Annotated in this window: 8 protein-coding genes; 4 read left to right on the top strand and 4 right to left on the bottom strand. The window is 71.6% G+C overall.

What is annotated here, in order from left to right:
- Window positions 1-15: 15 nt before the first annotated feature.
- The 3 genes from ABH929_RS15315 to ABH929_RS15305 all read left to right on the top strand — a co-directional run bounded on the left by ABH929_RS15315 (window position 16) and on the right by ABH929_RS15305 (window position 8,985).
- Complete coding sequence (locus tag ABH929_RS15315) at window positions 16-1,302, top strand: glycosyltransferase (protein ID WP_404561814.1); 1,287 nt, start codon at window positions 16-18, stop codon at window positions 1,300-1,302.
- 328 nt (window positions 1,303-1,630) lie between these two features.
- Window positions 1,631-7,198 carry a glutamate synthase-related protein gene (locus ABH929_RS15310; RefSeq protein WP_404561813.1) on the top strand — a complete coding sequence of 1,856 codons (5,568 nt, stop codon included), beginning with the start codon at window positions 1,631-1,633 and terminating at the stop codon, window positions 7,196-7,198.
- Complete coding sequence (locus ABH929_RS15305) at window positions 7,195-8,985, top strand: sulfite reductase subunit alpha (RefSeq protein ID WP_404561812.1); 1,791 nt, start codon at window positions 7,195-7,197, stop codon at window positions 8,983-8,985. The genes ABH929_RS15310 and ABH929_RS15305 overlap by 4 nt, the downstream gene beginning before the upstream one ends.
- 397 nt (window positions 8,986-9,382) lie before the next feature.
- Here ABH929_RS15305 and ABH929_RS15300 read toward each other — a convergent pair whose 3' ends face one another.
- The 4 genes from ABH929_RS15300 to ABH929_RS15285 are packed head-to-tail and all read right to left on the bottom strand — an operon-like array spanning window position 9,383 to window position 12,330.
- Window positions 9,383-9,778, bottom strand: a complete 396-nt coding sequence (locus tag ABH929_RS15300; protein WP_263091360.1) for an ATP-dependent DNA ligase — start codon at window positions 9,776-9,778, stop codon at window positions 9,383-9,385.
- An 8-nt stretch (window positions 9,779-9,786) separates the two neighbouring features.
- Window positions 9,787-10,953 carry an alpha/beta hydrolase family protein gene (locus ABH929_RS15295; RefSeq protein WP_404561811.1) on the bottom strand — a complete coding sequence of 389 codons (1,167 nt, stop codon included), beginning with the start codon at window positions 10,951-10,953 and terminating at the stop codon, window positions 9,787-9,789.
- Window positions 10,954-10,957: 4 nt separating this feature from the next.
- Window positions 10,958-11,863: a hypothetical protein gene (locus tag ABH929_RS15290; RefSeq protein WP_404561810.1), complete on the bottom strand. Its 906-nt coding sequence runs from the start codon at window positions 11,861-11,863 to the stop codon at window positions 10,958-10,960.
- The gene (locus tag ABH929_RS15285; protein ID WP_146249711.1) at window positions 11,863-12,330 is read right to left on the bottom strand and encodes a hypothetical protein; all 468 of its coding nucleotides are present in this window, start codon (window positions 12,328-12,330) and stop codon (window positions 11,863-11,865) included. The genes ABH929_RS15290 and ABH929_RS15285 overlap by 1 nt, the downstream gene beginning before the upstream one ends.
- Window positions 12,331-12,449: 119 nt before the next feature.
- On the opposite strand from ABH929_RS15285, the gene ABH929_RS15280 reads away from it, so the two are divergent.
- Window positions 12,450-13,433 (top strand): SRPBCC domain-containing protein, encoded by a 984-nt coding sequence (locus ABH929_RS15280; protein ID WP_404561809.1) that lies wholly within the window; start codon window positions 12,450-12,452, stop codon window positions 13,431-13,433.
- The last annotated feature ends 103 nt before the right edge of the window (window positions 13,434-13,536 follow it).

Genomic DNA, 13,536 nt, shown 5'->3' with positions numbered 1-13,536 from the left:
CCGAGCATGAGCGGCATGACGGAGACGAACCAGACCCTCGACATCGACATCGTCGTCCCCTGCTACAACGAGCAGGACACGCTCGCGGCCCACGTGCGACGCCTGTACACGTTCTGCCGGACGTCGTTGCACCACTCGTGGCGGATCACGATCGCCGACAACGCCTCGACCGACGACACCGCGCGGATCGCCGACGACCTGGCCGCCATGCTGCCCGGCGTGCACGCGGTCCACCTGCCCGAGAAGGGTCGTGGGCGGGCACTCAAGGCCGTGTGGGGTGCGTCCCCGGCGACGGTGCTGGTGTACGTGGACGAGGACCTGTCGACGGACCTCGCGGCACTCGAGCCGCTCGTGGCGCCGTTGCTCTCCGGGCACTCCGACCTGGCGATCGGCACGCGGTTGGCGGACTCGTCGCGGGTGGTGCGGGGCAGCAAGCGCGAGTTCATCTCCCGCTCGTACAACCTGCTGCTCCGCACGACGATGGGGGTGTCCTTCTCGGACGCGCAGTGCGGGTTCAAGGCCGTCACGAAGCGGGCGGCCGACCAGTTGCTGCCGCTGTGCGAGGACGACGCGTGGTTCTTCGACACCGAGATGCTCGTGCTCGCCGAGCACGCGGGGCTGCGCATCCACGAGGTCCCGGTGGACTGGGTCGACGACGTGAACTCGTCGGTGCAGATCGCGTCGACCGCCACCGAGGACCTCAAGGGCATGTGGCGCGTCTCGCGGGGCATCGCCAGCGGGCGGGTGCCGGTGGGTGCCGTGTACGAGACCATCGGCCGACGCCCGTTCACGCCACCGCACGTCGGGTTCCTCGGGCAGGTGCTGCGCTTCGGCGCCATCGGGGTGCTGTCGACCGTCGCGTTCGCGGTGCTGTACGCACTGTTCCGTCCGGCGATCGGGGCGCAGACGGCGGACTTCACCGCGCTGTTGCTGACCGCGATCGGCAACACCGCACTGAACCGGCGCTTCACCTTCGGCCTCCGCGGGCGGGCCGGGGCGGGGCGGCACCACGTGCAGGGGCTGGTGGTGTTCGGCATCGCCTGGGCGATCACGTCGGGGTCCCTGGTCGTGCTGCACAGCAGCGTGCCGGGAGCGTCGCACGGTGCCGAGATCCTGGTGCTGACGGCCGCCAACCTGGTCGCGACCTGCGTCCGGTTCGTGCTGTTCAAGGCGTGGGTGTTCCGCAGTGGCCGCCGTCGCCCGGAGCTCATCCGCCCCGGCACGACCCCCGCCGCCGACGCCAGCACGGCGGTGACGGAGCCGATCGCCGTCGACGAGCGGACCGGCGAGCACGCAGCCTGACACCGTGCCGGGCTGGCCACTCGGTGCGGGGTCGTTCGACACGTGCTGCCCGCCGCACCGTGCGGTGTGGCCCATCCCGTGCGGGGTTCCACGCTCCGTGCAGCGCAACAACAGCGCACCGAGGGCGCAACCTCGCACCAGCCGAACAGGCGCGCACCGTGCGCCGCACCGCGCGGTGTTGCGTGGGCGGTATACCGCGCCGTAGCATCGCCGTACCGCACCACAACCCCACAGGGCCCGACTGTCACCACCGGTCCGCCCGCGGCGAGCGCTCCATCGATGCAGCCTGGCCGTCCGCTGCCGGCAACGCCCCACTGGACCCGCACACGTGAACCCCACCTCCTTCGGTCTCTACGACCCTGCCCGCGAATCGAGCGACTGCGGCGTCGGTTTCATCACCCGACTCGACGGCACGCCCCACCACGACGTCATCCGCAAGGGTGACGAAGCGCTCTGCGCCATCCCCCACCGCGGCGGCAAGTCCGCCGAGGGTGTCGGTGACGGCGCCGGTGTGAGCATCGACCTGTCGGTGGAGTTCTTCAGCGCCATCACCGGCCAGGAGCTCCGCGCCGGTCACTTCGGCGTCGCGAACTGCTTCGTGCCGAGCGGCACGGGTGCGGCAGCGGACGCCGAGCGCGCCCGTGCGCAGCAGACCGTCACGGACGCCATCGAGCAGCAGGGCTTCGAGCTGCTCGTCGTCCGCGACGTCCCGGTGGACCACTCCGTCGCCCGACCCGAGGCCGAGCAGTACCAGCTGCCGATCGTGCAGTGGGTCTTCCGCGCGCCCGAGCAGTGGGACCGCACCGAGGTCGACGCGGCGGCGAACCGTGCCCTGCTCGCGATCGAGTCGGTGTCCTACGGCGAGGCCGCCGAGCAGCGCGCCGAGCACGCTGCCCTGTACCCGCTGTCGCTCAGCGCAAGGACCCAGATCCTGAAGGGCCGCCTGAACTCGGGCGAGGTCATCGGGTACTTCACGGACCTGCGCGACCCGCGTCACTCGGTGCGGACGCTGTACTTCCACACTCGGTTCTCGACGAACACCGAGCCGCACCCGACGATGGCGCAGCCGTTCCGGCTGATGGCGCACAACGGCGAGCTGAACACCGACCGGAAGAACCGTCTGTCGGACGAGGCGCTCGCCCGTGCCCGCACCCGGAGCATCGTCCGCCCGCCCGGGCAGTCGGACTCGAGCCGCCTCGACCAGACGCTGCAGAGCCGCGTGTTCGACGACGGGCTCGAGATCGTCGAGGCCGTGGTCTCGCTCATGCCGCCGGCGTGGGAGAACGACCGCACGCTGACCGCCGACGTGCGGGACATGCTCGAGTACTTCTCGCTGTACGAGGAGAAGAACGACGGCCCCGCCGCCGTGATCTTCAGCGACGGCGACGTCGTCGGCGCGCGCCTGGACCGCCTGGGGCTGCGTCCGCTGCGCACCGTCGAGACCACCGAGTACCTGATGGTGTCGTCCGAGGCCGGTCAGGTCACGTTCGACGCCGACGAGGTCGTGCACCGCGGCCGCATCGAGGCCGGCGGCATGCTCGTCGTCGACCACCGCACCGGGACCCGGATGCGCACGGACGAGGTGCTGCGCATGCTCGCGGCCCGCCGTGACTACGGCACGCTGCTCGACGCTGCCCGTGTGAACCTCGACGACCTGCCCGCGCCCGCGTACGACCGCACCAGGAACACCCTGGGCTACGCGGGCGACCTGTCGCTCGCGGGCCGGTACGTGGCGTACTCGCTGAACCAGGAGAGCTTCCGGTTCATGCTCGACCCGATGCTGCAGAACGGCTCGGAGCGGATCTCGGCGATGGGCTACGGCAACGCCATCAACGCCCTGAGCGACACCGAGGGCGGCATGGCGAAGTACTTCTCGCAGCGCTTCGCCCAGGTGACGAACCCGCCGCTCGACTCGATCCGTGAAGCCGACGGCATGAGCATGCGCGTGGCCCTCGGCGCGAAGCCGGACGGCACGGGTTCGACGAGCCGGCAGCTCGTCGTGCAGTCGCCGATCCTCGGCCACCTGGACATGGTGCGCCTGCGCGACCAGGACATCGTGCCGCTCGAGCGCTTCGACATGCTCTACGTTCCGGTGCTCGGCGACGAGCAGGCGAACGCGGACGCCGTGCGCGACGCCGTGGACGCCCTGTGCGACGCCGTGGAGCAGTTCGCGGGGACGTCCGGCGGCATCGCCGTGCTGACCGACCGCGAGGTCTCGTCGACCCGTGCGCCCCTGCCCGTGATCCTGGCCGTGGCCGCCGTGAACCAGCGGCTCATCGAGACCGGTCTGCGCCTGCGGGTGTCCGTCGTCGCCGAGAGCGGTCAGCTGCCATCGTCACACCACGTGGCGACGGCCCTCGGCTTCGGCGCCTCGGCTGTGTACAGCTTGAGCGCGCGCCTGCGTGCCGAGGAGAAGTACCCCGCCGCGCCGGCACCCGCCGGTGAGCTCACCGCGACCGACCTCGCGCTGAAGCAGTTCCGCAAGGCCGCCGAGAAGGCGCTCGCGAAGACCATGGGCCGCGTCGGCCTCTGCACCGCCGAGAGCTACATCGGTGGCGCGTTCTTCGAGCCGAACTACCTGGACACCGGCGACGACGTCCTGGCGCGGGTGTTCCCGCACATGCAGGCCCCGGTCGGCGGTGTCGGCTTCGCCCGCATCGCCCAGGCGGCGACGGACTGGCACGAGCGTGCCCGCTCGGTCGCGGCCGAGGGCCAGGTCCCCCTGCTCGGCCTGTTCAAGGAGCGCTCGGACGGTGCCGGCCACTCGTTCGGCGTCGCGAGCGTCCGCGGGTTCGGCGGGATGACCGAGGAGCGGCCGTCCTTCGAGCGCTCCGGCGACTCGGACGCGCTGCGCCTGCTGACGCTCGGCCAGCTCGACGACTCGTTCGGCATCACCGACGCCGCGTACCGCAACACCGGGTACGACCGCCTCAGTGACACCGAGATCGACCAGCACCGGATCACGCCGGGCTACGTCACGTTCCTGCAGACCACGCACGACGAACGGTCGCGCCGCCCCGCTGCGCTCCGCGACGTGCTCGCGCTGCCCGCGGACGTCACCGGCATCGACACGGCCGAGGACTTCGCCCGCGAGCTGGGTCGGTTCTCGACGACCGGCAACGCCAGCGTCACCGTGCGCGGGCTGTCCGGCTCGCGTCCGGCAATCTCCGACGGGCTTCCGGGAGGCACGGAGCGGTTCCGCCTGGAGCTCGCGTCGACGGGCACCACGGGTGCACTGCGCCACCAGGCCCTGGCAGACGGCCTCGGGCTGCTGTACCCGGGCCAGGTCGACGTCGACTCCGTCGACGACACCCAGGTGACGCTCCGCGCCACCGGCGCGGCCGTCGGGCTGCTCACCCTGCTCGAGAGCGCGCCCGACAGCGTCGAGCTCGACGAGGTCCAGCCGGCACACGAGATCACCCGGACCCTGGCGTCCGGCGCGATGAGCCACGGCGCCCTCGTCGCCACCGCGCACGAGGCGGTGGCGCACGGCACGAACATGGTCGGCGGCATGTCGAACAGTGGTGAGGGCGGCGAGCACCACTCCCGCTACGGCACCATCCGCGGCTCGCGGATCAAGCAGTTCGCCTCGGGTCGCTTCGGCATCTGGGCGGGCTACCTCGCCGACCCCATGCTCGATGAACTCGAGATCAAGATCGGTCAGGGCGCGAAGCCCGGCGAGGGCGGTCAGCTGCCCGCGCCGAAGGTCACGGTGGACATCGCCGCGGCCCGTGGTGGCACGCCCGGCGTCGAGCTCATCTCGCCGCCGCCGCACCACGACACGTACTCGATCGAGGACCTGGCGCAGCTCATCCACGACTGCAAGGCCGCCCGCGTCCGGGTGATCGTGAAGCTCGTGTCCTCCGAGGGCATCGGCACCATCGCGGTCGGCGTCGCCAAGGCCGGCGCGGACGTCATCAACGTCGCGGGCAACACCGGTGGCACCGGCGCCGCGGCCGTCACGAGTCTGAAGTACGCGGGACGTTCGGCGGAGATCGGCGTCGCCGAGGTCCACCAGGCCCTCGTCGCGAACGGCCTGCGCTCCAAGGTCACGCTCCGTTGCTCGGGCGCGCACCAGACCGGGTCCGACGTCGTGACGAGCGCCCTGCTCGGCGGCGACAGCTTCGAGTTCGGCACGACCGCGCTCATGATGCTCGGCTGCGTCATGGCGAAGAACTGCAACGTGAAGTGCCCGGCCGGCCTCACCACGAACGCCGAGGCGTTCGAGGGCGACCCGCGTGCACTCGCGCAGTACCTGCTCAACATCGCCCACGACGTGCGGCAGATCCTCGCCCGGCTCGGCCTGCGCTCGCTGCGCGAGGCCCGGGGGCGCACCGACCTGCTGCAGCTCCTCGACCACCCGGCGAGCGTCGGGCGTCTGGACGCCCGTGCCCTGCTCGCGCAGGTGCCGGAGAAGGTCGTGACGGACCCGGAGTACCTGGAGAAGGACTTCCACACCGACGACGCACTGCTCGAGCGCATCCGCACGGCGCTGGTGGACCACGCCCAGGAGCACGTGCTCGTGCACGGCGTCCTGCTCGGCAACAGCGACAAGTCCGTCGGCGGTCAGCTCGGCATCGACGTCGAGCGCCTGCTCAACCACGAGCTCGGCGCCGAGGACGTCCAGGGGCTGCCCGCCGTGGCGACCGATGACCGCGGGCGCCGCCGGCTGGTCGACGGTGCGGTCACGATCCGCACCCAGGGCTCGGCCGGGCAGTCGTACGGCGTGTTCAACAACGACGGCATCGTGCTCGAGCACACCGGCACCGCGAACGACGGCGTCGGCAAGAGCCAGAGCGGCGGTCGGATCATCGTCCGCGCACCGGGCGGCGGCAGTGCTGACCAGGGCGGGAACGTGCTGATCGGCAACTTCGCGCTCTTCGGGGCCACCGGCGGCCGCACGTTCGTCGAGGGCGAGGCCGGAGACCGCTTCGCCGTGCGCAACTCCGGCGCCACGGCCGTGGTCGAGGGCGTCGGCGACTTCGGGTGCGAGTACATGACGGGCGGTGCCGTGTTCAACCTCGGCGCGTTCGGCAAGGGCCTCGGCAACGGCATGTCCGGCGGGTTCCTGTACCAGTACGACCCGTCCGGTCAGGTCGCCCAGCGCGCCAGCACCGACTCGCTCCTCGTGTTCCCCGTCACCGACACCGAGCGCGGGGCGTTCCACGAGGCCGGCGCACGACTGCTGCTCGAGTGGCACCTCGAGGCGACCGGGTCGGCGCTGGCCGAGCGGCTGCTCGCCGACTGGGAGACCACCCGGCAGCACGTCTTCGTCGGCATGCCGCGCGCGCTCCTGCTCTCGCAGGACGCCGGCGAGATCCTCGCGGCGGCCACCCGCCCCGAGCTGCTCGACGAGCTCGCGACCTCGATCGCCACGGACAAGCTCCGTGCGTTCAAGGTCGACTACCGCGACCAGCGGACCGTCCTCGATGGCCGTGCCCCGGCGCTCGGCGACCAGGGCGACGACATGTTCTCGCTGCTGTCGTCGTACACGGTGCTCGGCGTCGCCCAGGACGTCGCCCTCGAGCGCGTCCCCGGTGCGGGTGCGAACGACCCCCGCGTCACCGAAGCGGTGAAGAACCTCGTCCTGACCGAGGACTTCTCCGTGAAGCAGCGCGTCGTGAAGTACCTGCGCGGCACGCTCGACCGGTTCGCGGACGACCAGCTCGCGACGCTCATCGCGATCAAGCGGCTCGACGACTACAAGCGTGCGCTCACGCAGCGGAACAACCGCAGCATGGACGCACCGGGCACCACGGGGTGGATCATGCACCAGAACGCCAAGAACGACGGCCGCGTCCGCGAGGCCCGCTTCGACGAGCTGCTCGCAACCGCGGCACTCGAGGACATCGCCCGCCGTGCACCCCAGGCGCCGACCGAGGCGGTGTCCGCGTGAGCCTGCTCCCCCCGACCGGCTCGCTGATCCCCGTCGACGCACCGTTCTCGGCCGCCCAGGAGTCCTGGCTGGCCGGGTTCATCGCGGGCATCGCCGCCGCCGGCAAGAAGGCGTCCGGCGCCGCCCCCACGACGACGATCGACGTGCTGTTCGGCACGCAGACCGGCAACGCGGAGTTCCTGGCCGACGAGCTCGTCGCCGGGGCGAAGGCCCGCGGGCTCGGTGGCCGTGCCGCGGCGCTCGACGCCGTCACCCCGGAGCAGCTCGCCGGGATGACCCACGTCCTCGTCGTCACCTCGACGTACGGCGAGGGCGAGATGCCCGACAACGCCGGCCTGTTCTGGGACGCGGTCCAGGCGTCCACCGTGCCGCGGCTCGAGGGGCTGCAGTACGCGGTCCTCGGCCTCGGGGACACCAGCTACGACGAGTTCTGCCAGGCCGGCAAGCTCCTCGACACCCGCTTCGAGCAGCTCGGCGCGACCCGGGTGCACGACCGCGTGGACTGCGACGTCGACTTCGAGGACGCCGCCGCACTCTGGAGCGCCGCCGTGCTCGACCGGCTCGCTGCGGAGGCCGGCGCGACCGGCGCACCCGGCGCGACCACGGGCAGTGGTGCCAGCGACGGTGCGACCGCGACCGGCGGGGCGGGCGCGGGCCGTGCCTCCCGGCCGGGGTCGCAGTGGAACAAGCGCAACCCGTACCCGTCACGGCTGGTCGAGAACCGGCTGCTCTCCTCGCCGCGCAGCGCGAAGGAGATCCGGCACTACGAGTTCGACCTCGGCGACTCCGGCATCGAGTACACCGCCGGCGACGCCCTGGCGGTCGTGCCGGTCAACGACGAGGTCTTCGTCGCGGAGCTGCTCGAGCAGGTCGGCGCGAACGGCGGCGAGTCGTTCGACGGCCGACCGATCACCGAGGTCCTGCGGAGCGACCGCGAGGTCCGGACACCGTCGAAGGACCTCATCGCGGACCTCGTGCAGCGTGCCCCGGCGAGCGAACTCGCTGCGGTCGTCTCGCACGGCGACAAGCACGAACTGGACCGCTGGCTGTGGGGTCGTGACGTCCTCGACCTGCTGCGCGACGCCGGACCGGCCGCTCCCGGACTCGACGAGCTGCTGCCGAACCTGCGCCCGCTGCAGGCACGCCAGTACTCGATCTCGTCGAGCCCACTGGCGCACCCGGACCGCATCCACCTGACCATCGCGTCCGTCCGGTACGGCGACCCGCACCGGATGTACGCCGGTGTCGCGTCGACGTTCCTGGCGGACCGGGTCGACCCCGACCGTTTGGTCGACGTCTACCTGCAGCCGAACGCGTCGTTCGGCGTGCCGGCCGACGCGTCCGCGCCGATGATCATGATCGGTCCGGGCACCGGCATCGCTCCGTTCCGCGGGTTCCTGCACGAGCGGGCCGCGGCCGGTGCGACGGGGCGCAACTGGCTGTTCTTCGGCGACCAGCACCGCGACACCGACTTCGTCTACCAGGACGAGCTCACCGAACTGCAGGAGCAGGGCGTGCTGAACCGCCTCGACCTGGCGTTCTCGCGCGACCAGGCCGAGAAGGTCTACGTGCAGACGCGGATGCGGGAGCAGTCCGCCGAGCTGTTCGCCTGGCTCGAGGACGGCGGCCACGTGTACGTGTGCGGCGACGCCTCGCGGATGGCGAAGGACGTCGAGGCCGCGCTGCTCGACGTCATCCGCACCGGCCGCGGGCGGGACGAGGACGATGCACTGTCGTACCTGGCCGACCTGCGCCGCACGAAGCGGTACGTCCGCGACGTCTACTGAGTCGGCACCCCATGCCCGATCCGGGCAGCAGGACGCCCCGGCAGCAGAACGCCCCGGCAGCGGAACCCGAATCCGACAGCCGGGGCGTCCTGTGGAGGGTGCCGGTCAGTGAGGCCTGACCGACGAGCCCAGTGGCGTGACGCAAGGACCCGGGTGCGATGACCCGGCTTCCTGGACGACGAGTCTCCTGATCCGGGACTCCCGTCGTGCACGCCGCTCGATCGCCGATGGTTGGTCGGCGCCGGGCGCGCACTGCGTCACGGTCATTCGGGTCCCCCTCCTGCCGCGGTTCGTCGCCGTCACCGGCTCCCTGGATGCCGGCCCGAAGGGACGACTCTGATCCGCGGTACAGAAACGGTACGACGATCACGGGGTGTTCGGAACCCGTTGACGGGAATCACTCAGCTGTGGTACCGCTCGGTGTCCCCGAAGCGTCGTCGGCGTCCCCCGGGGCGACCGCTCGCGACCACGCCGAGTCGGCCGCCGTGCTCGTGTCCGTCGGCTCCGGCGTCAGGACGAGCCCGGACCCCGACGTGGCCGAGGCGTAGAGGTCCTCGAGCCAGCTGCGGTTGATCGACGGCACCCGGCTGCCGGAGAACTTGAAGTGCAGGCTGACGTTCGGGTTCAGCCAGATCGTGCTGCGACCGTTGCCGTGGACGACGTCGTCCTTCCACGAGAACGCGAACCGGTGATCACGCCGGAGCATGTTCACGATCACGATCTGCAGGTGCGTGAGGGCCCGGTCGTCGATGCGGAGGTCGAGTGGTTGGCCGTCGTAGATGAGCTGACCCATGGGCCCTTCTACTCCGCCGGACCGGTGAGTGCGAGGGATCTCGCCCAGGTCGTGATCGTCGTGTCGAACCAGACGGCGTCGACGTTCCGTTCCCAGGCGTGCTCGGCCGGCTCGCTCACCGCCAAGGTCACCGTTTCGGGGTGGGCGTCGGCGAACTCCTGGCTGACGGCGAACGGCACGGTGGTGTCCCCCGACGAGTGGATGAGCAGGGTCGGTGGCAGGTTCCGCGGCGTGTGCAACCAGGAGAGCGCGCGGACGTCCACGGGTGAACGGAGCCCGACGATACGACACACGAGCGGCAGCGCCATCGCCCGGAGCGCAGCACCGACGACGAACCCGGGGAGCCCGGCACGACCGGCCTGCGAGCGCACCGTCGTCGCCCAGTCGAGCGCCGGCGAGACGAGGACCAGTCCGACGAACCGGTCGCGGTGCGCCGACCGGGCGAGCAGCTCGTGAGCGATCGTCGCGCCCATCGACCACCCCACGATGACGAGCCGTTCGGCTCCGTTCGCGACGGCGTGGTCGAGTGCGGCCTCGACGTCGGGCCACTCGCGGGCACCGAGGTGCGAGGCGCGGCCCTGCCAGGGTGCTTCGCCGTCGCCGCGGAACGACGGGACGATCGAGGTCCAGCCGACCTCGAGGGCCGCCGGCACGGTCCGGAGCGCCGTCACGCGGGTGGTGCGGATGCCGTGCACGTGGACAGCCCAGGTCGTGGCGGGCGCGTCGGGCGCGGGCGCGTCGGGCGCGGGCGCGGGGCCACCGGGCCGGATGACCCACGCCGGTGCAGGGCCCACTGGCGTCGGCAGGTCGACCTCCGCCCAGTCGACGTCCATCGCGGCGGGGTCCGGGTGCACGTGCCCGCTCCACCGCACCCGTCTCGACACGTCCCCCGTCGTCCGGACCACCGCACGCCGGACGGTGCCGGCGGCTTCGTCGACGTCGAGCACCGGTCCGACCGTGGTGTGCCCGGTGCCGTCGTGCCACAAGCCGTACTCCCCCGGGCGGACGGTGTCGTCGGTGATCGGGAGCCGGATCGAGTCGTCGGTCGTCTCGAGCACCGGGGTCCAGCGGTCGCCGCCGGGCAGCACGATCTTGCCGACGACCTTCCGCACCACGAGCAGGAACGCCGCCGCCAGCACGACGAGCACACCGAGCACCCACCAGACGATCGTCATCGCATCAGCCTCTGAGACTGCGGGTCAGGGTCAGTTCCGCCGAGCGCACCTGGGCGAGCTCGGCGTCGTCGAGGGTGCGGCCCTGCACCTCGGCGTCGCGGATCGCGATGACGAGGTCGTAGGTCCGTGCCTGCACGTCGCCGTCCCGTTCGACGGCGCGCAGCTCGTGGCGCCGGACGATGCGGCGGAGCAGCCGGTGGTGCCGACGGCACGTCACGTCCCGCCACCACCGGCGGAACGTCAGGGACGCCATCGCGACGACGATGAGGACGATGCCCAGGTAGAACGGCGGGTCGAAGCCCAGACGGAGTCCGTCGCGCAGCGGAGCGGGGAACCACCCGAAGTGGTCGGCGGTGAGGGAGAGCAGCTCGTCGATGCTCGCGATGACCACGAGCGAGAGCCCCACCCGGAAGACCACGAGCGCGACCGGGTTCCGCAGCACGCCGTACCGGAGCGTCGCGGCGGCGATCACGCCGACACCCACCATGTAGACCGACCCGTAGAGCCACATCGCCGGCTGGTGGATCTCCCGCACGATGAAGTGGAAGTCCGTGCCGCCCCGGTCGCGCACGGCGAAGAACGGGACGGCGAAGGCCACGACCACCACGAGGAGCGCCAGCGGGCTCGCCAGCCCCGGCCGCTTCGGCAGGTCGGACGTGCTCGCCCGGAGCATCAGCCAGAAGGCCGCCGTGGCGCACACGTTCTGCACCAGGTTGATGAGGTTCGTGCCCCCGAGGGCACCGTCGAGCACGGTCTGCGGCACGACGCTGCCGAGCGTCAGCAGCCCGAGCGCACCGACGCCGGTCGCACCCCAGGCTGCGCGGCCACGTGGGTTCCGCAGCACGTAGGGCGTGCGGGCGAGGAAGATCAGCGCCGCGCACCAGAAGGCGGCGGCGTGCAGGACGGCCATCAGCCGTAGGCCCGCTCGTCCGCGCTCGCGCTGCCGGCGAGCAGCACGGTCGCCAGCTCGTACGCGAACCGCTCGGCGAAGTGCTCGTCGTCGTCCGAGATGCTCACCAGTCCGGTGTCGCCGTCGAGGGCGCGGCGGCACACGTGCCCGCCCGAGGCGAACTCGGCGATCGAGGTGGTGGTCGGGGCTCCGGCGTCGCCGTGCACGAGGTGTCCGAGTTCGTGCAGGACGCAGTGCATCCGGTACAGCTCGGGAGCGCCGGCCGGCACGAGGACGAGGTTCTCGTGCTCGAACTGCGAGACCAGCGCGGTGAGCGGTCCCCAGCTCGGACCGTCGACGTCGACCACGCGGGTCGGTTTGCCGACGAACCGACCGACCCCGGCGACGACGTCGGGGAGCCTCGGCGACGGCGGAAGGGTCGCGACGAGGGCACTGACGGTGTCCGACGCGCTCGTGCCCACTGACATCGCCCCTTTCGATCTCCGCGGACAGACTACCTGCACGTCCCCCTTGCGCACGAGGTCGCGCGGACGGAGCCTGAGACCAGGACCGAACCCGACGACCGAACCGACGACCAGGAGCGACGATGCCCACCACGTCCGTCCACACCGACCCCGAGGCCCTCGCGATGACGCTCGTCGCCGAGTTCCCCGTCCCGGTCGAGCGCCTCTGGGGCGCCTTCGCCGATCCCCGTCAGCTCGAGCGCTTCTGGGGCCCGCCCGGGTTCCCCGCCACCTTCACCGCGTTCGACCTGCGGCCCGGCGGCCGCGCCGACTACCGGATGACGTCGCCGCAGGGCGAGCGGTTCCACGCCGTCTGGCAGGTCACCGAGGTCGACGAGCCGCACCGCATCACCTTCCGCGACCTCTTCACCGACGCCGACGGCGAGGTCGACGACGCGTTGCCGGCCGGCGAGACCGTCCTGTCGTTCGAGACCGTCGGAGCCGGGTCGCGTGTGACCGTGCGGTCGTCGTTCGGGTCCGCCGCCGACCTCGAGACCATGGTCGACATGGGCATGGTCGACGGCTACGAGCAGGCCTTCGGACAGCTCGACACCGTGCTCGCCGACCTGCGCGAGCACGCCCTCGGCAAGGGCACCGTCACCGAGCTCGTCGACGACACCCACGTCCGCATCACCCGGGCCTTCGCCGCACCGCGCCACGTGCTGTGGCGGGCGCACACCGAGCCGGAGCTCGTCCGGCAGTGGTTGCTCGGACCGGACGGGTGGGAGATGACGGCGTACGAGAACGACCTGACGCCGGGCGGCGCGTTCCGGCAGGCATGGGCGCCGACCGGTGACACCGAGGGCGAGCCGTTCGGCTTCGAGGGCGAGAACCTCGTCGTGGAACCGGAGCGGCGGATGGTGTCGACCGAGCGGATGACCGGTGCGCCGTTCCCCCCGAACACGAACGACCTGCAGTTCGACGAGGCCGACGGCGTCACCCTGCTGACACTGCTCGTCACCTACCCCGACCAGACGCAGCGGGACATGATCCTGGCCACCGGCATGACCGACGGCATGGAGACCAGCTACCAGCGCCTGGAACGCGAGGTCCTGTCCGCCACGTGACCAGCGGACGGACGGGAGGCCCGTGGCGGACCCGCCACGAGCCTCCCGTCCGTCACGCGGAAGCGACAGATCCCTGCGAACCTTCCGCACGGATCTGTCGGGT

This window comes from Curtobacterium sp. AB7 (assembly GCF_044909335.1).
Classification (GTDB): domain Bacteria; phylum Actinomycetota; class Actinomycetes; order Actinomycetales; family Microbacteriaceae; genus Curtobacterium.
This window is presented reverse-complemented; position numbering and strand designations above follow the sequence as displayed.

What these genes read in the sequence shown, in the direction of transcription:
- ABH929_RS15315 (WP_404561814.1), top strand. Translation starts at nt 16, where the DNA reads ATGACGGAGACGAACCAGACCCTCGACATCGACATCGTCGTCCCCTGC.
- ABH929_RS15300 (WP_263091360.1), bottom strand. Translation starts at nt 9,778, where the DNA reads ATGGGTCAGCTCATCTACGACGGCCAACCACTCGACCTCCGCATCGAC.
- ABH929_RS15295 (WP_404561811.1), bottom strand. Translation starts at nt 10,953, where the DNA reads ATGACGATCGTCTGGTGGGTGCTCGGTGTGCTCGTCGTGCTGGCGGCG.
- ABH929_RS15290 (WP_404561810.1), bottom strand. Translation starts at nt 11,863, where the DNA reads ATGGCCGTCCTGCACGCCGCCGCCTTCTGGTGCGCGGCGCTGATCTTC.
- ABH929_RS15285 (WP_146249711.1), bottom strand. Translation starts at nt 12,330, where the DNA reads ATGTCAGTGGGCACGAGCGCGTCGGACACCGTCAGTGCCCTCGTCGCG.
- ABH929_RS15280 (WP_404561809.1), top strand. Translation starts at nt 12,450, where the DNA reads ATGCCCACCACGTCCGTCCACACCGACCCCGAGGCCCTCGCGATGACG.